General features: G+C 61.8%; 8 protein-coding genes. 4 read left to right on the forward strand and 4 right to left on the reverse strand.

Annotation, left to right across the window (positions count from 1 at the left end; all coding sequences use genetic code 11):
• The first annotated feature begins 8 nt into the window (after positions 1 to 8).
• The 4 genes from CCUG20998_RS18705 to CCUG20998_RS28650 all read left to right on the forward strand — a co-directional run bounded on the left by CCUG20998_RS18705 (position 9) and on the right by CCUG20998_RS28650 (position 18569).
• Positions 9 to 905 (forward strand): ketoacyl-ACP synthase III family protein, encoded by an 897-nt coding sequence (locus CCUG20998_RS18705; RefSeq protein WP_161557097.1) that lies wholly within the window; start codon positions 9 to 11, stop codon positions 903 to 905.
• Positions 906 to 958: 53 nt separating this feature from the next.
• Positions 959 to 2014, forward strand: coding sequence for a polyketide synthase dehydratase domain-containing protein (locus tag CCUG20998_RS18710; protein ID WP_172607200.1), 1056 nt, complete (start codon positions 959 to 961; stop codon positions 2012 to 2014).
• A 107-nt stretch (positions 2015 to 2121) separates the two neighbouring features.
• Positions 2122 to 5337 carry a type I polyketide synthase gene (locus CCUG20998_RS29190; RefSeq protein WP_161557098.1) on the forward strand — a complete coding sequence of 1072 codons (3216 nt, stop codon included), beginning with the start codon at positions 2122 to 2124 and terminating at the stop codon, positions 5335 to 5337.
• Positions 5298 to 18569, forward strand: coding sequence for a type I polyketide synthase (locus tag CCUG20998_RS28650; RefSeq protein ID WP_338134142.1), 13272 nt, complete (start codon positions 5298 to 5300; stop codon positions 18567 to 18569). The genes CCUG20998_RS29190 and CCUG20998_RS28650 overlap by 40 nt, the downstream gene beginning before the upstream one ends.
• Before the next feature lie 591 nt (positions 18570 to 19160).
• Here CCUG20998_RS28650 and mobA read toward each other — a convergent pair.
• The 4 genes from mobA to CCUG20998_RS18740 all read right to left on the reverse strand — a co-directional run bounded on the left by mobA (position 19161) and on the right by CCUG20998_RS18740 (position 24444).
• Complete coding sequence (gene mobA / locus CCUG20998_RS18725) at positions 19161 to 19766, reverse strand: molybdenum cofactor guanylyltransferase (RefSeq protein WP_038580234.1); 606 nt, start codon at positions 19764 to 19766, stop codon at positions 19161 to 19163.
• A gap of 1 nt (position 19767) precedes the next feature.
• Positions 19768 to 20859: a 2-oxoacid:ferredoxin oxidoreductase subunit beta gene (locus CCUG20998_RS18730; RefSeq protein ID WP_020730238.1), complete on the reverse strand. Its 1092-nt coding sequence runs from the start codon at positions 20857 to 20859 to the stop codon at positions 19768 to 19770.
• Between the two features lie 48 nt (positions 20860 to 20907).
• Positions 20908 to 22869, reverse strand: coding sequence for a 2-oxoacid:acceptor oxidoreductase subunit alpha (locus CCUG20998_RS18735; RefSeq protein WP_020730237.1), 1962 nt, complete (start codon positions 22867 to 22869; stop codon positions 20908 to 20910).
• Between the two features lie 345 nt (positions 22870 to 23214).
• Positions 23215 to 24444 (reverse strand): MFS transporter, encoded by a 1230-nt coding sequence (locus CCUG20998_RS18740; protein ID WP_103654150.1) that lies wholly within the window; start codon positions 24442 to 24444, stop codon positions 23215 to 23217.
• Between the last annotated feature and the right edge of the window lie 39 nt (positions 24445 to 24483).

The raw sequence follows: 24483 nt of genomic DNA on the forward strand, positions 1-24483 counted from the left end.
CCCCCCGAGTGCCATTTGAGACCATCAAACCAGATTTGAAGGATGAAGCAAATGACATGCACGTCGACATTGAAAGCGTCTGCGTATCAGATAAGCCTTCCTATGTTATGGGCGGCTTGGCGGCCAAGGAAGCGCTGGAAAGATCGACGCACCGCAACGAAACACTATCGCCAATTGTGTATGCCGAACCAGTCTGCCTGGAGCATTTGACACCCTCCTGTTACATCCAGCGCGTCCTAAAGCAGGACCACACACTCGCGTTTGAACTGGACACTGCGAGTGACAGTGGATTGACGGCAATCGACGTTGCAGCCAGATTGCTCTCGGGCGGAGCCTCGGGAAACGCAGGTCTTGTATGCGCCGCCTCGCGAGTAGTTTTCGGAGACCGTTATCAAAACGGCGCCGTTATGGGAGATGGCGCGGCAGCCGTCGTCCTTTCGAAGAAAGAAGGGTTTGCCCGGCTGATCGCTAGTAATAGAACTTCATTCGCGGACTTCGAATTTCTGATGCGAAATACGGGATCAGTGAAAAATTTCGAAATGAAATTTGCCCTAGAACAGATCGGATACGGTCCATATGTCGGGACACTGTCTCGTATTGTTAAAGAGGCGATCAGTGCAACCTTGGAAGATGCAAAAATCTCAGTTGATGACGTTTCACACTTCTGCCCACCAGCGGTCTACCGACTTTCGCTTGAGGAAACATTTATTGGTGCCAGCGGTATACCGTTTGAGAAGACATGCTGGTCAGAGTTGCGAAAGAATGGGCACGTCGGCGCTTGCGACCAGATTCTCGGTTTGGCTCACCTGCTCGAAACCAATCAGCTGAGGCCAGGGCAGTTTGTAATGTTGATTGGCGGTGGAGCGGGATGGCGATTCACTTGTTTGCTGATCCAAATCGCATGATCGGACCTTCGCAATTCAGGGTGCATCGCCGAGTGAATGCAGGGTGCCGCGCCGTGTTCGACCACACCCCCGCTCAGCAAGTCACATTGCCCACCTATGCATTCCAGCGGCGTCGGTTCTGGCTTGACGGCACGTCAAGAGCGGGAGATGTCGGCGACGTCGGGTTGGCCGCTGTCGCGCATGCGTTGTTGGGTGCGGTGATCACCCAGCCCGATTCCGGAGGAGTGATCCTCACCGGCCTGCTGACCCCTCGCACTCAACCGTGGTTGGCCGATCACCGCATTGCCGGGGTGATGTTGTTCCCCGGAGCTGGATTCGTGGAATTGGCCATCCGTGCCGGTGACGAAGTCAACTGCCCAGTGCTCCAGGAACTGACCTTGATGGCGCCCTTGGCAATCAGCGAGAGCGGCGTCCCCGTGCAGGTGGTGGTGGGCGGCGCCGGTGAATCAGGCAGCCGGACAGTGGCAGTGTATTCCGCTGAGGGGCAACCCGATTCGGAATGGATCCTGCATGCCAAAGGCGTACTGACCGTCGGGACTGTTGAACCGCCGCTGATGTCTTCAGAGTTGTCCGCATGGCCGCCGGCTGGTGCCGAGGTGCTGGACATCGCTGGCGGGTATGACCGGTTGGCGGATCTGGGCTATCACTACGGTTCAGCGTTTCAGGGTTTGACTGCGCTGTGGAAACGCGGCGCAGACGTGTTCGCCGAGATCACTGTGTCCGAAGACCTTGATGTAGCGGGGATGAGGGCCCATCCCGCTTTGCTGGACGCCGCATTGCATGCGTGGGCGCTGAGCACCGATGCTGAGGGTGCCGCTAGCCGTGATGAGGGCGTGCAATTGCCGTTCATGTGGCAGCAGGTCAGTTTGCATGGGGTGGGAGCTACCCGGTTGCGGGTGCATTTGGCTCGTACTCAGAGCAACCTTGTTGATGTCCAGCTCTGCGATAGCAGCGGGATGCTGGTGCTTACCGGAACGCTGCTCACTCGCCCGGCAAGTCCTGAACAAATTCACGCCGCCCTCAGCGCTGCCGGCACCCAGGATGATTCAGGACTGATGGACGCACGATTTTCTCGCAGGTATTCCTGCGGACATTTCCGATATCGATAACGACCTGCAATTCGAGTCCGATGCCGAATTATTCGACATCTTGGACGACGAATTCGGCGCAAACAACTGACAATTTTCCGAATAACACGGAGAGTGGGATATTCCCAATGGAAAATGAAGAACGCCTCCGCAAATACTTGCAGAAGGCCGCCAACGACCTCCGCAAGTCAAATAAGCGTGTGCGCGAGCTCGAGCGCAGGACGGTTGAGCCGGTGGCGGTGGTGGGGATGGCGTGCCGGTTCCCGGGTGGGGCGGATTCGCCGGATGGCTTGTGGCAGATGGTGTCTGAGGGCCGAGACGTGGTGTCCGAGTTTCCGTCGGATCGTGGTTGGGATCTTGGCGGGCTTTATGATCCTGATCCGGATCGGGTGGGGTATGTGCATGCCCGCGCGGGTGGGTTTCTGTACGGGGTAGCGGATTTCGACGCCGGTTTTTTCGGGATCTCGCCGCGTGAAGCGTTGGGAATGGATCCTCAGCAGCGGCTGATACTCGAGATTGCCTGGGAGACGTTCGAATCAGCCAGCATTGATCCACAATCGTTGCGGGGCAGCCAGACCGGCGTCTTCGCCGGCACGATGACATCGTGCTACGGGGTGGGCATCGACAATGTGACCAGTGCGGTCTCGGGCCGGGTCGCCTATGCGTTCGGTTTTGAAGGCCCGGCGGTGACGGTGGATACGGCGTGTTCATCGTCGTTGGTGGCTATCCATCAGGCGTGCCAGTCCCTGCGTGGTGGTGAGTGCTCAATGGCTTTGGCCGGTGGGGTCACGGTCATGGCCACACCGGATGTTTTTGCCGAGTTCGCCCGACAGCGAGGGCTATCGGCGGATGGGCGGTGCAAAGCGTTTGCCGCTAGCGCCGATGGGACCGGTTTCGGCGAGGGCGCTGGTCTGGTGTTGCTGGAGCGCCTGAGCGATGCCCGCCGCAATCGCCATCCTGTGTTGGCAGTGATTCGTGGTAGCGCCGTCAATCAGGATGGTGCGTCTAATGGTTTGACCGCGCCTAATGGGCCGGCCCAGGAACGTGTTATCCGTTCGGCGGTGGCCGCCGCGGGGTTGAGAGTGGCCGATGTGGATGTGGTGGAGGCCCACGGTACCGGCACGACTTTGGGCGATCCGATTGAGGCGCACGCTCTTCTGGCCACCTACGGCGCCGATCGCGATGCTGAGCAGCCGTTGTGGTTGGGTTCGGTGAAATCCAATATGGGGCATACCCAGGCCGCGGCCGGAGTGGCCGGGCTGATCAAAATGATCCAAGCCATTAACCACGCTGTGTTGCCTCCCACGCTGCATGTTGATGCCCCCAGCCCGCATATTGACTGGTCAGCGGGGGCGGTGCGGTTGCTCACCGAAGCGATACCGTGGCCGGATACTGGCCGTGCCCGTACGGCAGGGATTTCGTCGTTCGGGATCAGTGGCACTAACGCGCATCTGATCGTGCAAGAAGCCCCTCAAGACAACACTGCCGATCCTTCACCTTCGGATGTTTGCGAGCCCTTGTTTCGGGTTTGGCCGGTGTCGGGACGCACTGCCGAGGCATTGAGCGCTCAAGCCGAACGCTTGGGCCAGTATTTGGTTGATCACCCTGATCTGGATTTGACCGATCTGGCTTATAGTTTGGCCACCACTCGTGCTCATCATGCTTACCGCGCGGCTGTGACCGTACCCGGTGACACCGACAACACCCGCGACGACCTTCTGGCAGGTCTACACTCCCTAGCCGCCAACCAATCCCACCCAGGAGTGACCTACCACCACTACCGGCTAGGCCAGGCCGGTAAAACAGTGTTCGTTTTCCCCGGCCAGGGCAGCCAATACGCCGGCATGGGCGCACAGCTTTATCGTCAACACCCCGTTTTCACTACCGCTATCGATGAGGTGTGCGCGGCGGTGGACAAGCATTTAGATGTTCCGTTGCGCGAGGTGATGTTCACCGAGCCAGAGTTGCTGCAGCAGACTATTTATGCACAACCCGCATTGTTCGCGTTCGGCGTGGCCATGCACGCCGTATTGACCCAGGCAGGAGTTAATCCTGACTATTTGCTCGGTCATTCAGTGGGAGAACTGACCGCAGCGCATGTGGCCGGGGTGTTCTCCCTGGAAGAAGCCGCGGTGTTGGTGTGCGCACGGGGCCGACTGATGCAAAGCTGCACCCCCGGAGCGATGATGGCCATATCGGCCAGCGAGCCTGCCGTAGCCGCCATGCTCGAAAACCATCCCGAAGTGGTCATTGCCGCGGTTAACGGCCCCACTTCAGTGGCAGTTGCCGGGCCCGCTGAACAACTCAACGCCCTACACGAGCACTGCAATAACAACAACCATAAAGTCACGTTATTGCGGGTTAGCCATGCGTTCCACTCACCGGCCATGGATCCGATATTGACCGAGTTCGAGACCATCGCTAACCGGTTGAGCTACCGCCCGCACAGCGTGCCCATCATCTCCAACCTGACCGGCTCACTTGCCACAGTTGAGCAACTCACATCGGCGCGCTATTGGGCACAGCATTTACGGAAACCGGTGCGGTTTTATGACGGTGTCACCGGCTTGCTGGCGGGTGGAGAACAGGCATTTGTGGAACTGTCCCCGCATCCGGTGCTGGCTGCCGCGATCACTGACACGTTGACTGGTGTGACCGACCGTGTTGGGTCAGCGGTAGTGACAACGTTGCGTCGAGACCGTCCCGACATGGATATGGTGGCCAACGCAATCGCAAACTTGCATGTTCACGGCCACAGCCCGTCATGGCAAAAGATCTACCCCGGCGCTACCACGGTGGAATTACCCACCTACCCATTCCAGCATCGCCGCTACTGGCCAGACCCCGCCCCCCGAGCAGATGTCGGCGCCGCCGGACTCGATCAACCTGAGCATCCCCTGCTGGCAGCGGTCACCGAACTAGCAGATCAAGACCAAATTGTGCTCAGCGGACGACTGTCCACCAGCGTGCACCGCTGGCTAGCGGGCCACCAACTCGGCGACACGGCGGTACTGCCCGCGACAGCACTCATTGACATGGCCCTCTACGCCGGCGAACACACCGGCTGCCCCACCATCGACGAACTCGTCCTACAAACCCCACTAACCCTCACCCCCGACGCCGCCACCGATCTACAAATCAGCGTGGCCGCCCCCGACGAGCAAAACCGGCGAACATTCAGCGTCCACGCCCGCACCAGTGAACACCCACACCAGCACAGCACCTGGGTCTTGCACGCCAGCGGAACACTGAGCAACGCACCATCCACCACCCCCCAACCAAACCTTTACCCGGGCCCCAAGCCATCACCAAAGTCAATCAAGAAAGTTTCTACGACCAACTAGCCCAACACGGCTTGCACTACAGCGAGGCGTTTCGTTCCATCCAGGGCATCGGCAAGGACCCGCTAAACCCGGATGTCATCTGCGCTGAGGTGGCTCTACCCGCCGACATCGAAACCCACGGCTACGGTATCCACCCCGCCCTACTAGACGCCGCCCTACACCCCTTGACCGCGGCGCTAGCAGACACCAACACCAATTCAGGGCCACAGCTGCCGTTTGCGATCGCCGGGATCACCTTGCATGCGACCGGCGCCAGCCGCATGCATGTCCAACTCGAGCCGACCGCAACAGATACCTTCAGGCTCTCTGCCACCGATCCTGTTGGCGCCCCGGTAATCACCATCGACTCACTGACCGTACGGTCACTGCCCGACACCGACCTAACACAACCCCCAACACACAAAGCACAACAGGGCATATTCGAACTGACCTGGCCTGCCCTACCCGCCGAAACCTTTCCCGCAACAGGGGTATTGCCACCCTGGGCATTGATCAGTCCTCACCCCGAGAACCTGAGCCCGGACCTGAACCAAAGCCCTACCTACCCCAACTTGACCGCGCTACCCACCTGCCCACCACTCGTCATCTGGGATCTCACCACCCCCCAACCACCCCAGAGCGACCTCCTGCACCACGTCCACACCCTGACCCAACACACCCTGGCCGGGCTACAAAACTGGCTCAACCGATCCGACACCCTCCAAGCCCATCTCGTCGTCCTGACCCGCCACGCCGTCACCACCAGCCCCCATGACCTAGCCCCCGACCCAGCCCAAGCCGCAACCGCCGCCCTAATCCACACCACCCAAAACGAACACCCCAACCGCATCACCCTCATCGACATCGACAACACCCCCACCACCAGCCAAACACTGACCAACATCTTGACCACTCTCACCAACCCCACCTCAGCCCCCACCGAACCCCAACTCGCCCTACGCCACGGCACCCCCCACACCCCCCGACTCACCCCCACCCAGGTCCTGACGCCACCAGCAGCCCCGAACTGGGAATTGGCCACTACGGGTAAGGGTGATTTAGCCAACCTGGCACTGCTCCCCACACCGCCTCACACCGAGTTAGGCCCGGGACAGATCCGCGTGGCCGTTCGTGCTGCCGGGCTCAACTTCCGTGATGTCGTGGTGGCGTTGGGTGCCATCGGTGAGGAAGGACTCGGCGGCGAAGCCGCGGGCATCATCATCGACGCCGGCCCGGATGTGACCGCCTTTCGTCGCGGCGATGCAGTCATGGGGTTGTTCCCGAACAACGCTTTTGCCGCCACCGCTGTGACCGATCACCGCATGGTTGTCCCGATCCCCGCCGGGTGGTCGTTTGCTGCGGCCGCCTCAATTCCGGTGGCATTTTTGACCGCGTATGGCGCCATGGTTGAACTGGGCGCATTGGCTGCAGGTCGGCGGGTACTCATCCACGCCGGCGCTGGCGGTGTGGGGCAAGCCGCTATCCAAATCGCCAGGCACTTCGGCGCTGAGGTGTATGCCACCGCCCACCCCAGCAAACACCACGTCCTGAAAGCATTGGGCGTTTCCGGCGACCGCATCGCATCCTCGCGCACCTTTGATTTCGTTGATGTCTTCAACCAGGGCACCAATGGCGAGGGCATGGACCTGGTTTTGAACAGCCTTGCCGGCGACTTCGTGGATAACTCGTTGCGGCTACTCAGCCAAGGCGGACGCCTTATCGAGATCGGCAAAACAGATATCCGGGTGCCCAACGAAGTCGCTGCCGCCCACCCCGGCGTCATCTACCGCACCTATGACCTGTCCAGTGAAACGCCGGATCGGATTAGTCAACTGTGGGCCGCTTTGATCGAGATGATCAGCGCCGGTGTTTTGCGGCCACTACCCACTACCAGCTACGGCCTGTTGCAGGCCACCCAGGCTTTGAGGCATATGAGCCAAGGCCGCCATACCGGCAAAATCGTGCTGCTTCCCCCCGGAGTGTTCAACTCCGAGGGCACAGTGTTGGTTACCGGTGGTACCGGGATGTTGGGCGGAGTCTTCGCCGAACGTTTGGTCGCACATTACGGTGCTCGGCATCTATTGCTGGTGTCTCGCAGCGGCCCAGACGCGGCGGGAGCTGACGAACTTTATCAGCGGTTAACACAGCTCGGCGCTCAAGTCACGATCACTGCCTGTGACACAAGCAACCCCGATGAGCTAGCCGCGGTGCTGGCCGGCATCCCCCCGCAGCACCCGTTAAGGGCTGTCGTCCACACCGCCGGCATCGTCGACGATGCCGTGACCACCGAGCTAACCCATGAGCAACTTGAAGCCGTGTTAACCGCCAAAGCCGACACCGCTTGGCATCTGCACCAACTCACCACCGACGCCGATCTCGATGCGTTTGTTGTGTTCTCTTCGGTGGCAGGCGTCCTGGGGGCTCCCGGGCAGGCCAACTACGCCGCCGCTAACGCGTTCCTGGACGCGCTGGCCCACCAGCGCCACCGCGATCACTTACCGGCCACCAGTTTGGCCTGGGGCTACTGGCAAACCACCAGCGGGATGACCGCTCACCTCGACACGGTGGATCAGGCCCGCCTGACCCGCAACAGCCTGACTCCGATCACCACCGAACACGGCCTGGCAATGTTCGACGTTGCCCTGGCATGCCAACACCCCTGCCTGGTTCCTGCCCCCCTTAACACCCAGGTTCTGGCCGGCTACGCCCGCCGGAACGCCTTACCTGCGATCTTGTCCGCAGTAACCACTACCCGCAGGCAAGCCACCACCACTAACACCGAGACGTTCACCTCACGGTTGGCTAGCCAAACTCCACAACAGCAACTGGCTACCTTGACCGACTTGGTGACCGACATGACTGCCGCGGTGTTGGCTCACCCCGACTCCGCCGCTTTGGATGCCGATCTGCCCTTCAAAGACCTCGGCATCGACTCGCTAAGTGCACTGGAACTGCGCAACAGTCTGGCCCGTCATACCGGCCTGACCTTGTCCGCGACCCTGGTCTTCGACCATCCCACTCCCACCGCAATCGCCCATCACCTAGTTGACCAGCTCAGCGCTGCTGCTCCCCCAGCTCCGGTGGCTACTCCCGTGAAAGCCAATGCGGAAGAGCCGGTCGTGGTAGTGGGCATGGCATGTCGTTTGCCTGGTGGCATCGAGTCGGCTGCGGGTTTGTGGGACTTGGTAAGCGGTGCGGCCGATGTCATGAGTGCGTTTCCCACCGATCGGGGCTGGGATGTGGCGGGACTGTTTGACCCTGATCCTGACGCGGTGGGCAAGACCTACACCCGCTACGGCGGGTTCATATCTAGCGCTGCGGAGTTCGATGCCGAGTTTTTTGGGATTTCGGCGCGCGAAGCAGCGGCGATGGATCCTCAGCAGCGGGTGTTGCTGGAAGTGTGTTGGGAAGCGTTGGAACACGCGGGCATCGAGCCGGGCACTTTGGAAGGCTCGAACACCGGGGTGTTCATCGGGGCTTATGCCCAACGCTACGGGGATAGCGATTCAGACAGTGGTGAGGGCTTCGCCCTGACTGGTGGGGCTACCAGTGTGGCATCGGGTCGGGTGGCTTATGTGTTGGGGTTGCAGGGACCAGCGATCACGGTAGACACGGCATGTTCGTCGTCGCTGGTGGCAACCCATCTGGCGTGTCAATCCTTGCGTAACGGCGAATCCAGCCTGGCTCTTGCCGGTGGTGTCACGATCATGGCCACACCCGCGCCGTTTATCGAGTTCGCTCGGCAACGCGGACTGGCCGCCGATGGGCGCTGTAAAGCGTTCGCAGCCGCCGCCGATGGGACCGGCTGGGGCGAAGGTGCTGCAGTCCTGGTGTTGGAACGTCTAAGCGACGCACGCCGAAATCGCCATCCAGTACTTGCCGTCATCGCGGGATCAGCAGTCAACCAAGACGGCGCATCAAACGGACTGAGCGCCCCCAACGGGCCAGCCCAACAACGTGTTATCGCTCAGGCGGCCGCCAACGCGGGAATTGCCCTGGACCAGGTCGATGTGGTCGAAGCCCACGGCACCGGCACAACCTTGGGTGATCCGATCGAGGCCGGCGCGCTAATCGCCACCTACGGCACCCACCGCGATCCCGAGCATCCCCTGTGGCTGGGATCGGTGAAATCCAACATCGGACACACCCAAGCCGCTGCTGGGGCTGCCGGACTGATCAAAATGATTCAGGCCATGCGCCACGGCGTCTTGCCGAAGACATTGCATGTCGACGCACCTACTCCGCAGGTGGATTGGTCGGCGGGCACTGTGCGGTTGCTGACCGAAACGATGCCTTGGCCAGACACTGATCATCTTCGAACCGCGGCGATTTCCTCGTTTGGGGTTAGCGGCACCAACGCGCATCTGATTGTGCAGCAGGGTTCTCCTGGCCCTGCCACAGCTGCTCACCGAGCCTCTCCAAGTCAAGAATGCTCATTGGGAATTTGGCCGCTTTCGGCGCGATCGTCTGCGGGGTTGAGCGCTCAAGCTCATCGGTTGCATGAGTATTTGCTCGGTCATTCGGAAATCGATTTGACCGATCTGGCTTATAGTTTGGCCACCACTCGTGCTCATCATGCTTACCGCGCGGCTGTGACCGTACCCGGTGACACCGACAACACCCGTGACGACCTTCTGGCAGGTTTACGCTCCCTAGCCGCCAACCAATCCCACCCAGGGGTGACCTACCACCACTACCGGCTAGGCCAGGCCGGTAAAACAGTGTTCGTTTTCCCCGGCCAGGGCAGCCAATACGCCGGCATGGGCGCACAGCTTTATCGTCAACACCCCGTTTTCACTACCGCTATCGATGCGTGCGACGCCGAGTTACGCCCCTATACGGGATGGTCTGTGCGCGATGTGATCTGCCTGGACCCCGACGCGCCCTCGCTTGAACTGGTAGAAGTGATCCAGCCAGTCTTGTTCGCGGTGATGATCGCGCTAGCCGAAACATTACGCGGCTACGGGATTGTGCCTGATGCAGTGATCGGGCATTCCCAAGGGGAAATCGCCGCCGCGTACATCGCTGGGGCGTTGTCCCTCGCCGAGGCCGCCAAAGTGGTGGCCCTACGCAGTGCGGCACTTGCGCAGCTGGCCGGCACCGGAACGATGGCTTCGGTCCTGCTCAGCCCCGAAGACCTACGCCCACTGCTGCAGCCATGGAACACCCAGATCAGCATCGCGGCGATCAACGGCCCGGCGCACACCATCATCAGCGGCGATACCGCCGCGGTCGACCAATTTATCGGTACCTGCGAGGACGGCGGCGTCCAGATACGACCCATAGCGGTGGACTACGCCTCGCACTCCGCTCACGTAGAGCGCCTGCGTGAACACCTGCTCCACGAATTAGCTGACCTCAACCCCCAACCAGCACGCATCCCGCTGTACTCCACCGTCGCCAGCGAGCTATCCGAACACCCGCTAGACACCACCGCCATGGACGCCGACTACTGGTATCGCAACCTACGCGAACCAGTCGAGTTCTATAGCTGTGTAGCGCAACTGCTGGCCCACAGCGAGCGCGTGTTTGTGGAACTGTCCCCGCACCCGGTACTGGCATCAGCACTCACCGACGCATTAGCCGACACTGGCCAGCTCACTCAATCAGCGGTAGTGACAACGTTGCGTCGGGACCGTCCCGACATGGATATGGTGGCCAACGCAATCGCGAACTTGCACGTCCACGGCCACAGCCCGTCATGGCAAAAGATCTACCCCGGCGCTACCACGGTGGAATTACCCACCTACCCATTCCAGCGCCGCCGCTACTGGTTGGCGGCGCCCACTCCCACCCCTGCCACTGTCAGTGATCCTGCTGAAGTTGCGCTGTGGGACGCCGTCAATGACGACGCGGTCGACACGGTCGCTCAGGTATTGAGGATCGACAATGCCCAAAGCATCGTGTCGCTGGGACCTGTGGTACGAGCCCTGCGTGAATGGCGTAAAGAACTAAGGGACCGGTCGGCAGTTGACCAACTGCGTTATCAGGTCGGCTGGCGAAACGTTACTCCCAATACGTTCCCGCAGACTCGCCGGCGGTGGCTGGTTTTAACCCTTCCCGAGCAATCTGACGATGTGTGGGTCGCCGGCTTTTCAGCGCGATCCGCGGACTCTGTCGCAATGCTAACCATTGACCCGCACATGCTCGATAGGCATTCTCTAGCTGCCCTACTGGCCGACGAAGCCACCCGAAATAAATGCGATGGCATTGTTTCTTTCATGGCCCTACACGAGCGGACAGATCAAGACTTTCCTGGAATATCAACGGCCCTATTGTCGACGCTTCATATTGTGCAATCCTATGGCGACTCCAGACTTGATCTACCATTATGGGTAATCACCCAAGGCGGGGCACAAGTCAACCCAGACGACGTTTTAACGCCCAGCCAGTCAGCGGTTTGGGGGCTAGGGCAGTCGGCTTGCCTCGAACATCCCACCTGGTGGGGCGGGCTTGTCGATCTGCCGGTGAGTCCAACACCACAAGATTTCAACCGCCTGCAAGCCATCTTGACCTGCCAGCAATCGGAAGACCAACTCGCAATACGCGCGGCCGGTGTGAGCGCCCGACGACTCCACAAAGCCTCGCTACCGCAAGCTCGCATGCGTACTTGGAAAGTATCGGGAACTGCTCTTGTCACCGGCGTCACAGGCCATCTAGGTCAGCACATTGCCCGCTGGCTAGCGCAGGCCGGAACCAGCCATCTTGTCCTGCTCAGCCGTACCGCTGCAGAACACCCGCAGGTAGCCGAGTTGGAAAAAGAGCTCAACTCCGCGGGAATAACCACGACGTCGATATCGGTCGATGTGACCGATCGAGACGCTTTAGCCGCCGTTGTCGCCCAAACACGCACTGAACATGGACCAATCCACACGGTCGTGCACGCCGCAGCTCATATCGGGCTGGTCACCACTACCGAAACAACGATTGACGAATTCACCAAATCTTTCGCCGCCAAAGCACTGGGCGCGGAAAATTTGATAGCCGTTCTGGAAGATCAGCCACCACAAACGTTCATCATGTTCTCTTCAGCGGCGGCAACGTGGGGCGGTACCCGCCAAGGTGCATACGCGGCCGCTAACGCTTATATCGAAGCACTCGTAACGCGGTTACGCGGTCGCGGTTGCCACGCTATAGCCCCAGCGTGGGGGGCCTGGACAGACGACAGAACAACATCGCAAGAAGTTGTGGGATATTTCAGCCGCATCGGGCTTCATCAAATATCCCCCGATATCGCCTTCGCCGCACTTCAACAATCCCTCGACGTAGACGACACCCTGATTACGATCGCCGATGTCGACTGGAGTCAATTCCGAGACGTATTCACCACTACTGGCCGCGCCCACACCCTACTGGCCGAGCTGGGCACCACCCAACCCCAGACAGCCGAAATTCCCGCCATCACCGAAAACTCCCACTACGCCGCACAGCTAGCCAAGCAAACCCCGCAGCAGCAATTGACGACGCTGATCGAGTTGGTGACCACTGTGACTGCCGCGGTATTAGCGCACCCCGACCCGGCAATGTTGGATCCCGACCTGTCCTTCAAGGACCTCGGCATCGACTCGCTGAGCGCGCTCGAGCTACGTAACACCTTGACTCGGGACACCGGCTTGACGTTGCCCGCGACGCTGGTCTTCGACCATCCCACCCCTACCACAGTCGCTGAACATCTGTTGGACCTGCTCAGCGGTGCGACCAGCCCGACCCTGGCCGTCGCCCCGACGCAAGTCGATCTGGATGCCCCGGTCGCAGTGGTGGGCATGGCGTGTCGTTTGCCTGGTGGCATCGAGTCGGCCGCGGGTTTGTGGGACGTGGTCAGCAATGGCATCGATGTGATGAGTGGCTTTCCCACCGATCGGGGCTGGGATGTGGCGGGACTGTTCGACCCCGATCCCGACGCAGTGGGCAAGACCTACACCCGCTACGGAGGATTTGTGGCGGACGTGGCCGGCTTTGATGCCGAATTTTTCGGGATCTCCGCGCGAGAAGCAATCACGATGGATCCTCAACAGCGGGTGCTGCTGGAAGTGTGTTGGCAAGCGCTGGAACACGCGGGCATCGACCCGACCACCCTGGAAGGCTCGAACACCGGAGTGTTCATCGGGATCGGGGCGCAGAGCTACGTGAGTGCCCATTCCGGCGTTGAGGGTTACGCCCTAACAGGCGCCTCCACCAGTGTGGCCTCGGGCCGGGTGGCTTATGTGTTGGGGTTGCAAGGCCCAGCAATCACGGTAGACACCGCATGTTCGTCGTCGCTGGTAGCAACCCATCTAGCATGTCAATCCCTGCGTAACGGCGAATCCAGCCTGGCTCTTGCCGGTGGAGCCACGATCATGGCCACACCCGCGCCGTTTATCGAGTTCGCTCGGCAACGCGGACTGGCCGCCGATGGACGGTGCAAAGCGTTCGCAGCCGCCGCCGATGGGACCGGCTGGGGCGAAGGTGCTGCAGTCCTGGTGTTGGAACGTCTAAGCGACGCACGCCGAAATCGCCATCCAGTACTTGCCGTCATCGCGGGATCAGCAGTCAACCAAGACGGCGCATCAAACGGACTGAGCGCCCCCAACGGGCCAGCCCAACAACGTGTTATCGCTCAGGCGGCCGCCAACGCGGGAATTGCCCTGGACCAGGTCGATGTGGTCGAAGCCCACGGCACCGGCACAACCTTGGGTGATCCGATCGAGGCCGGCGCGCTAATCGCCACCTACGGCACCCACCGCGATCCCGAGCATCCCCTGTGGCTGGGATCGGTGAAATCCAACATCGGACACACCCAACACGCGGCCGGCGCCGCCGGACTGATCAAAATGATCCAAGCCCTCAACCACGCCGTCTTACCCGCCACCCTGCACATCGATCAACCCAGTCCGCACATCGACTGGTCAACCGGCACCGTGCAATTACTGACCGAGGCAACGCCCTGGCCCAAGACTGAGCATCTTCGCACCGCAGCGGTTTCGGCCTTCGGGGTCAGCGGCACCAACGCACACCTGATCGTGCAGCAACCCCCACCAGAAGCGCCGGAAACCATTGCCGACCCCGAAACCACACAGCTTCCTCAACAGCCTCTATTACACATTTGGCCGGTATCAGCACATACTCCCGCAGCGTTGACAGCTCAAGCACAGCAACTTAGCGAATACCTCACCCACCACGAAGACCTAAGCCTTACCGATCTGGCCCACAGCCTGGCCACCACCCGTACCCATCACCCCTACCGCGCGGCTGTGACCGTACCCGGTGACACCGACAACACCCGCGACGACCTTCTGGCAGGTCTACACTCCCTAGCCGCCAACCAATCCCACCCAGGAGTGACCTACCACCACTACCGGCTAGGCCAGGCCGGTAAAACAGTGTTCGTTTTCCCCGGCCAGGGCAGCCAATACGCCGGCATGGGCGCACAGCTTTATCGTCAACACCCCGTTTTCACTACCGCTATCGATGCGTGCGACGCCGAGTTACGCCCCTATACGGGATGGTCTGTGCGCGATGTGATCTGCCTGGACCCCGACGCGCCCTCGCTTGAACTGGTAGAAGTGATCCAGCCAGTCTTGTTCGCGGTGATGATCGCGCTAGCCGAAACATTACGCGGCTACGGGATTGTGCCTGATGCAGTGATCGGGCATTCCCAAGGGGAAATCGCCGCCGCGTACATCGCTGGGGCGTTGTCCCTCGCCGAGGCCGCCAAAGTGGTGGCCCTACGCAGTGCGGCACTTGCGCAGCTGGCCGGCACCGGAACGATGGCTTCGGTCCTGCTCAGCCCCGAAGACCTACGCCCACTGCTGCAGCCATGGAACACCCAGATCAGCATCGCGGCGATCAACGGCCCGGCGCACACCATCATCAGCGGCGATACCGCCGCGGTCGACCAATTTATCGGTACCTGCGAGGACGGCGGCGTCCAGATACGACCCATAGCGGTGGACTACGCCTCGCACTCCGCTCACGTAGAGCGCCTGCGTGAACACCTGCTCCACGAATTAGCTGACCTCAACCCCCAACCAGCACGCATCCCGCTGTACTCCACCGTCGCCAGCGAGCTATCCGAACACCCGCTAGACACCACCGCCATGGACGCCGACTACTGGTATCGCAACCTACGCGAACCAGTCGAGTTCTATAGCTGTGTAGCGCAACTGCTGGCCCACAGCGAGCGCGTGTTTGTGGAACTGTCCCCGCACCCGGTACTGGCATCAGCACTCACCGACGCATTAGCCGACACTGGCCAGCTCACTCAATCAGCGGTAGTGACAACGTTGCGTCGGGACCGTCCCGACATGGATATGGTGGCCAACGCAATCGCGAACTTGCACGTCCACGGCCACAGCCCGTCATGGCAAAAGATCTACCCCGGCGCTACCACGGTGGAATTACCCACCTACCCATTCCAGCGCCGCCGCTACTGGCTAGACCCCGCCCCCCGAGCAGATGTCGGCGCCGCCGGACTCGATCAACCTGAGCATCCCCTGCTGGGAGCAGTCACCGAACTAGCAGATCAAGACCAAATTGTGCTCAGCGGACGACTGTCCACCAGCGCGCACCGCTGGCTAACGGGCCACCAACTCGGCGACACGGCGGTACTGCCCGTGACCGCACTCATTGACATGGCCCTCTACGCCGGCGAACACACCGGCTGCCCCACCATCGACGAACTCGTCCTACAAACCCCACTCACCCTCACCCCCGACGCCGCCACCGATCTACAAATCAGCGTGACCGCCCCCGACGAACAAAACCGGCGAACATTTAGCGTCCACGCCCGCACCAGTGAACACCCACACCAGCACAGCACCTGGGTCTTGCACGCCAGCGGAACACTGAGCAACCACCGGTCCCGCATGCTTTCCCCGACAACACCCTTCACCGCGAGGCCAACCCTCAATGCTGTTGATCAAGAAGGCTTCTACGAGGAGCTCGCTCAACACGGCGTGTGCTACAACGGCGCGTTTCGCGCACTGCACAGTCTCGAAAACGACCCCACCGATACCAACACCACTTGCGCGGAAGTCGCCCTACCCGCCGACACCGATGTCGACGGCTACGGCATCCACCCCGCCCTACTCGATGCCGCCTTGCAGCCTCTCGCTGCCGCCTTGACCGACACCGATGCCTCTCCCGCGCCAACCCCACGGATGCCCTTCGCGATTACCGGAGTGAACCTCCATGCGACCGGGGCTCGCCGGCTACTCGTCCAACTCACCGCGACTGGCGCCGACACCTTCAGCCTGCATGCCACTGACCCGGCCGGAGCGACGGTGATCACCATCAACGCGCTCACCCTACGTGCGCTACCCGATACTGGCAGCCTGCAACCCACCGGGATCTCACGCCGAGGGTTGCTCCAGCTGACCTGGCCTGTACTACCCCCCGACACACTCTCGACCGCGCCAGTATTGCCACCGTTAGCGCTCGTCAGCTCTTACCCCGACGACCTTGCCTCCACGTTGGGCCAATCGACTCAATGCGCCGTCTACACCGATCTAGCAGCAGTACAGCCCTGCCCACCAGTGGTGCTCTGGGACCTCACCACCTCCCAACCAACCCAGGGCGACCTCCTGCACCGGGTGCATACCCTGACCCAACACACCCTGGCCGGGCTACAAAACTGGCTGAACCGCCCCGACACCACCGACACCCATCTCGTCGTCCTGACCCGCCACGCCATCACCACCAGCCCCGATGACCTGGCCCCCGACCCCGCCCAAGCCGCAACCGCCGCCCTAATCCACACCACCCAAAACGAACACCCCAACCGCATCACCCTCATCGACATCGACAACACCCCCACCACCGCCCAGACGCTAACCAACGTCTTGGCCACCCTGACCAACCCCACCTCAGCCCCCACCGAACCCCAACTCGCCCTACGCCACGGCACCCCCCACACCCCCCGACTCACCCCCACCACAGCCGAGACCACCACCACCACCTCACCCCCCGTGGAATTCGACCCCGCGGGCACGGTGCTCATTACCGGCGGCACCGGCATGTTGGGCGCCGTATTTGCCGAACACATGATTGCCCAATACGGGGCACGGCATCTGCTGCTGGTCTCTCGCAGCGGCCCAGACGCACCAGGAGCCGACAACCTTTACCAACGACTCACCCAACTCGGCGCCCAAATCACCATCACCGCGTGTGACACCAGCGACCCCACCCAACTCGCCACACTGTTGGCCAATATCCCCAGCGAACAACCGCTACGGGCGGTCATCCACACCGCCGCCGTCCTGCATGACGCTGTACTCACCGAACTAAGCCCCGACCAACTCGACACGGTATTAACCGCCAAAGCCGACACCGCCTGGCATCTCCATCAGCTCACCGCCCACATCGATCTCGACGCATTCGTCATGTTCTCCGCGGCCGCAGCGGTACTCGGCGCACCGGGGCTAGCGAATTACGCGGCAGCGAACGCCTTCCTCGACGCACTAGCCCACCACCGTCACCACCATGGCTTGCCCGCCACCAGCCTGGCCTGGGGCTACTGGCAAACACCCGGGATAGCAGCACACCTCGACACGGTGAATCAGGCCCGCTTCACCCGCAACCTGATCCCCATCACCACCGAACACGGCCTCGCCCTATTCGACGCTGCTCTCGTCTCCCGACAACCTCACTTGGTCCCAGCCCCCCTCAACACCCGAACCCTGGCCCGCCACGCCCGCCAAGGTGTCCTACCCGCAATTCTGTCCGCACTTACCAACATGCGCCGACACGCCACAATCGGCAGCGCGGAGACGTTGACCGCGCAACTCGCCACTCAAACCCCGGAACAACAGTTGGCCACACTGACCAGGTTGGTCACTACCGCAACCGCCGCGGTGTTGGCTCACCCCGACCCGGCCACACTCGAGCCCGACCTCCCCTTCAAAGATCTCGGAATTGACTCACTAACTGCCCTAGAACTACGCAACACCTTGACCCGAGACACCGGCGCATCCCTACCCGCCACCTTGGTTTTCGATCACCCCACCCCTAGCGCTATCGCCCAATACCTGAACATTCAACTATCGGGAAACAGCACCATTAGCCGGGCCCAGGATCCAGAAGAGATCGAAATGCAGAACCTCATCGCAAAAATCCCAACACAACAACTCATAAGATCCGGGATTCTCAACACTCTCCGTGAAATTGCCGATAGTGAGCATTCCTCACACACCAACGAAAGACACGACAACGTGGCGACGATGAACCTTGATCAACTCCTCACCGCTCTAGGCGACCAAAAGGGAATACAAATATGACCACTGAACTTAACAGGGTGAGGTGAGCCCGTTGTAGTGGACCAGTCGTTGTGGGGCTTTGTTGCCCGGGTTTTCGGGCAGGAAGAATCAACGATGACCGGACCACAACAACAGGCTCACCACCATGTTGATTGGCGGTGGAGCAGGATGGCGATTCACTTGTTTGCTGATCCAAATCGTATGATCGGGACCTTCGCAGTTCAGAGTGCATCGACGGGTGAATGCAGAGCGCTGCTGCGCGTAGCGGCGCACACCGATGGTCGGACTTGGCTCGAATTAGCTTCTCCAGGGCGCGTCGCTCGCCACCGTGCTGATCGAAGACTCCGCGGGCCGGTTGAGGTTGGGAGTGCGCGAATGCCGGCTAAACTACATTGTGCGGCAGAATAGTACGGTGCTGCGAGGCACCGAAGGCCGCTCCTACCCCCGCTGCAGCGGGGAAGAAGAAATAGCGGAATGGGTTGCTACAGTTAGCGTCGCCTCGGTTGATTCCATTTTCTTCGAATCAAAACGGTTCCCCGGGCATTTTAGTTTTCGAAAAGCAGTCATAACCACCGGTGCACGCAGGCCACCCAGCGACCGATACGGCAAGGGTCAGTGTCCGGGCCGCACCGGTGTGGGCAGGTCCGCGGCAGTGTTGACATTGGCCAGCGGCGCAGAGTCCGACATCACGATCCGTTGCGTATCCGAACTGTCGGCCAGAGCGCTCATCTTGCGCTCGCCCGCGGCGACGAGCGCGTCGACCCGCTCGGCGAGATCGGTCCGGTATATCGCCGCCAGATAGTGGCTGCGGCCGTCCCACGGCAGCACCACCTCGGCGTCGGTCTCAATAGCGCTGCGCACCAGATCATCGATCAGATCCACCGTCAGCTTGGGCATGTCGACGGCACACACGAAGGCAAACCGAACGCCGGCCTCTGCGGCCGCACGCAGGCCACGTCCGGTCGCCGGCAGCGGTCCCAACCCGCGCAATTCGTCGCGCAGCACGGGAACCTGCAGCGGCGGTAGCGGCTGCCCCTGGGCTGCCATCACAAAGACGGGCTCGCAGCGTTGCCCGACAATGCCGAGCACGTGCTCCACCATTGTCGTGCTGCCACCGGGCAGCACCAGTGTGGCTTTGTCACGTCCCATTCGCCGGGATTCTCCCCCGGCTAGGACGACCCCTGCCAACGACACGGCGTCCGACTCGCGTCCGGCCATCTCAGGAAACGGTCCAGGTGTCGCGGCCACGCAGCAGCGACTGCAGCGCGGCCGAATCCGAAGGCGTCGACTCCTGAGCGGCACTGATCTGGGAGCGAGCCGCGTCGTCGTAGGCCGGTCTGCTGATGCTTCGGAAGATCCCCAACACCGTGTGTTCGAGGTTTTGATCGGACAGCCGCGACAGTGCGAAGGCGTAGGCCGCGTCATCGGCGTGGGCATCATGCACCACGATCTCGTCGACGGCGACGTCGGCGGTCTTGGCCACGTCGAGGCCGAAGCCGGATCGCACCACGCAGTATTCCCCGTTGGCGCCGAACACAATTGGTTCGCCGTGGTGGACGTTGATGACCCGCTCTTCGGAACCCTCCTTGCGCAGCGCGTCGAAGGAGCCGTCGTTGAAAATCGGGCAATCCTGCAGGATCTCGACCAACGCAGCGCCACGATGCTCGGTGGCGGCGCGCAGCACTTCAGAAAGCCCCGCACGATCGGAGTCCAGCGCGCGGCCGACGAACGTGGCCTCGGCCCCCAACGCCAATGACACCGGGTTGAACGGGGTGTCCAGCGAACCCATCGGCGTCGACTTGGTCACCTTGCCGACCTCCGACGTCGGCGAGTACTGGCCCTTGGTCAGCCCGTAGATCCGATTGTTGAACAGCAGGATCGTGATGTTGACGTTGCGCCGCAGCGCGTGAATCAGGTGGTTGCCCCCGATCGAAAGGGCATCGCCGTCACCGGTGACCACCCAAACCGAGAGGTCTTCGCGGGCCAGCGCGAGACCGGTCGCGATTGCCGGAGCGCGCCCGTGGATCGAGTGGAAGCCATAGGTCTCGAGGTAGTACGGGAAGCGGCTAGAGCAGCCGATCCCGCTGATGAACACGATGTTCTCGCGACGCAACCCCAGCTCCGGCAGGAAATTGCGGATGGTGTTGAGAATGACGTAGTCGCCACAGCCGGGGCACCAGCGGACCTCTTGGTCGCTGGTGAAGTCTTTGCCCTTTTGTGGCTGGTCGGTGGTGGGCACTCCGGTGTTCTTGGACAAAACAGGCGTTACACCCAGGTTTGTGCCAGCCAGATTGCCGATCACGCTAGTCATGAGCGCCGCTCCTCCTCATCGCCTCGCTCTGCGTCGTCGCGGCACGGGTCATGCGCCTACTCCCGCTTCAACCGTGGCCGCCGACAACTTGGCGACCATCATCTTGTCTTGCTCGAGTTCGCCCAGTCTGCCGGCCAGTGCGGCCCGGATGAAGCGCCCCACCTCGTCGGCCAGGAACGAGACACCCTTGACCTTGGTGACTGACTGCACGTCGACCAAATACTTCCCACGCAGCACCAACGCCAGCTGACCCAGGTTCATTTCCGGAGCCACCACCTGCGGGTAACGTCGCAACACCTCGCCCAGATTCGCCGGGAAGGGGTTGAGGTAGCGCAGATGAGCATGCGCCACTTTGGTCCCGCGCCGCCGCGCCCGCCGGCACGCTTCTCCGATGGGCCCGTAGGAACTGCCCCACCCGATGATCAGCAACTCGGCATCACCGGTCGGATCGTCGACTTCGAGATCGGGAACACTGATCCCCTCGATCTTGGCCTGCCGCAACCGCACCATCAGGTCATGATTGGTCGGCTCATACGAGATGGCGCCCGTTCCATTGGCGGCCTCTAGTCCGCCGATGCGGTGTTCCAGCCCGGGAGTGCCGGGCACGGCAAACTGGCGGGCCAAGGTTTCCGGGTCGCGGGCGTAGGGCTGGAAGGGCTCGTCGGGCGTGGCGAAGGTGTGCTTGATCGGCGCCAGATCGGCGACGTTCGGGATGCGCCAGGGTTCCGATCCGTTGGCGATCGCACCGTCGGACAACAGGATCACCGGCGTGTGATACGACACCGCAATCCGCACCGCCTCGAGAGCGGTCTCAAAGCAGTCGGCAGGCGACCGCGGCGCCAGCACCGCCAATGGCGACTCACCGTTGCGGCCGTATAGGGCCTGCAGCAGGTCAGCCTGTTCGGTCTTGGTGGGCAGACCGGTCGACGGCCCTCCCCGCTGCACATCGATGACGATCAGCGGCAGCTCGGTCATCACGCCGAGCCCGAGCGCCTCCGACTTGAGTGAAATGCCGGGTCCCGATGTGCTGGTGACGCCCAACGCGCCCCCATAGGCGGCGCCGAGTGCGGCACAGATGCCGCCGATCTCATCTTCGGCCTGGAAGGTGGTCACGTTGAAGTTCTTGTGCTTGGACAACTCGTGCAGGATGTCCGACGCCGGCGTGATGGGATAGCTGCCCAGCACCACGGGGAGGTCGGCCAGCTGCCCGGCCGCGACGATGCCGTAGGCCAGCGCGGTGTTCCCGGAGATCTGCCGGTAGTCGCCGGGCGGAAGCTTCGCCGGGGGTACTTCGTAGGTGGTGCCGAAAGCCTCGGTGGTTTCGCCGAAATTCCAGCCCGCCTTCAGGGCCAACACATTGGCTTCAGCGATCTCGGGCTTGCGGGCGAACTTCTCCCTGATGAACGTCTCGCTGGTCTGTATCGGCCGCCCGTACATCCAGGACACCAGGCCCAACGCGAACATGTTCTTGGCCCGCTGCCCGTCCTTCTTCGACGCGCCGATCGCTTCGACGGCTCCCAGCGTCAGCGTGGTCATCGGGACGGAGTGGACGACGTATTCCTCGAGCTCGTCAGACTCCAGCGGGTTCGTTACGTACCCCACCTTGGTCAGATTGCGCTTGGTGAACTCGTCCGAGTTGGCGATCACCATCCCGCCCAGCGGCAGGTCGCCGATATTGGCCTTCAGCGCGGCCGGATTCATCGCCACCAGCACGTCGGGCCGGTCACCGGCGGTCAGGATGTCGTAGTCGGCAATCTGAATCTGAAAAGACGAAACCCCGGGAAGCGTGCCTGCGGGGGCCCGGATCTCGGCGGGGTAGTTCGGCTGGGTCGCCAAGTCATTGCCGAAAAGCGCGGCCTCCGACGTGAATCGGTCGCCGGTCAGCTGCATGCCGTCGCCGGAGTCCCCGGCGAAACGGATAACCACATTCTCCAGGCGCTGCCGGTCAGGCCCGCCATGGGTCGCCGCGGTATGAGACTCTGGTCCGGCTTCGCTGCCGTTCGGATCCACGTCTCCGCCCTTCCGTCTACCTGGGGACAGGCACTCCGCGCCAAATCTCTAGATTACGCGTCGTCGGAGTGGCTCCCCGCCCTCACGATTTTGTGTCACTGGCAGTACCGATTATGACACTTACATAAGGAGTGTATGGCAACCTCATGTCACCTCCTTAAGGGGACAATGACGCCGAAATGTCCCGTGTACATGGGACATACATCGCAAACCCGACGTCAGAGGGGGCGATAACGGCGGCCGAAGAAAAGTGTGGTATTGGTCACTTCTTCCGCCCCGGCCGCGCCGAGCGTGGCGCGCGACGCCAGCCCGCCGCGCACAGCCACCGCGGAGATCCACCGCAACTCAACGCCCGGCAAGTCTTGCCGAAGACGTCTCCGGCATCGCAAGCAAGTACAAGATGAAGCCCGCGCCAGCGATCGCACCCAGGGACATGAAGGCCACGTTGTAGCCCGCAGTGACGACCACCCAGCCGGAAGCAAAGTTGGACAACGCCGCGCCGACCCCCACCGCCGTGGTGATGGCGCCAAGGCTGATGTTGAAGTGACCCGTTCCGTGGGTGAGGTCCTGGACGATAAGCGGAAACAGCGCTCCGAAGATGCCGGCGCCAATGCCGTCGAGCAACTGGACCCCAACCAGCCAGTACGAGTTGTCCGACAGCGTGTAGAGGAAGCCACGAGCGGTCAAGACGGCGAACGCCACCAGAAAGATCGGCTTTCGTCCCCAGGCATCGGCCCTGCTCCCGGTCACGTACGCCACGGGCACCATCACCACCTGGGCCGCCACGATGCACCACGACATCAACGCCGTGCCCTCGTCCCTGTTGTGCAGGGCCAGCACCTGGCCCACCAGCGGCAGCATGGCCGCGTTGGCGAAGTGGAAAGCGACAACGGCCGCCGCGAAGATCATCAATGTGCGGTTGTGCAGCAGCACCCCAAAGCCCGATGGCTGAGCATGCGGTTCCCCGGGCGCGTGATCCATACCGCGGGCCAGGTCATGATCGATCGCATCATGCGGAATGCGCAGGGTTGCCACGACGCTCATCGCCGCCATGCTGGCAAGCACCCAGAACACCACCACCGGCCCGAAGAAGAAGGCCAACCCACCGGTGATGGCGGCGGCCGTGGCGTTGCCAGCGTGATTGAAGGACTCGTTGCGCCCGATCCGCCTGGCGAACAGCTGCGGGCCTACGATGCCCAGCGTGATTGCGGCCAGCGCCGGAGCAAAGACCGAGCTGGCGATCCCGGTGAGCACCTGCAGCAACGAGATGGAGCGGAGTTCGGGAAACAGAGGCATCGCCAGCGCACTCGCGGTGACCGCCAAGGCGCCGGTGATGACCAACGCCCGCTTGGCCTTCGTCCGGTCCACGAACGCGCCCATCGGTGTCTGCGCCACGATGGCCGCGATGCCGCCGACGGCCATCACAAACCCGATCGAGGCTTGGTCCCAGTTGTTGGTCACCAACAGGTACACCGACAGGTAGGGACCCAAGCCATCGCGGACGTCAGCGAGCGAGAAGTTCACCAGGTCCAGGGCATGGACCACTCTGCGCGGCAGCGCATCGTAGGCCGCCATCGCATCAGATGAGGCTGCGTCACTCGACTCGGTCGAGGA

Origin of the sequence: Mycobacterium marinum, assembly GCF_003391395.1 — a bacterium.
Lineage (GTDB): Bacteria > Actinomycetota > Actinomycetes > Mycobacteriales > Mycobacteriaceae > Mycobacterium > Mycobacterium marinum.

Coding starts and splice junctions, on each gene's coding strand:
- mobA (WP_038580234.1), bottom strand. CDS start 19,766: ATGGCCGGACGCGAGTCGGACGCCGTGTCGTTGGCAGGGGTCGTCCTA.
- CCUG20998_RS18740 (WP_103654150.1), bottom strand. CDS start 24,444: ATGGCGGCCTACGATGCGCTGCCGCGCAGAGTGGTCCATGCCCTGGAC.
- CCUG20998_RS29190 (WP_161557098.1), top strand. CDS start 2,122: ATGGAAAATGAAGAACGCCTCCGCAAATACTTGCAGAAGGCCGCCAAC.
- CCUG20998_RS18730 (WP_020730238.1), bottom strand. CDS start 20,859: ATGACTAGCGTGATCGGCAATCTGGCTGGCACAAACCTGGGTGTAACG.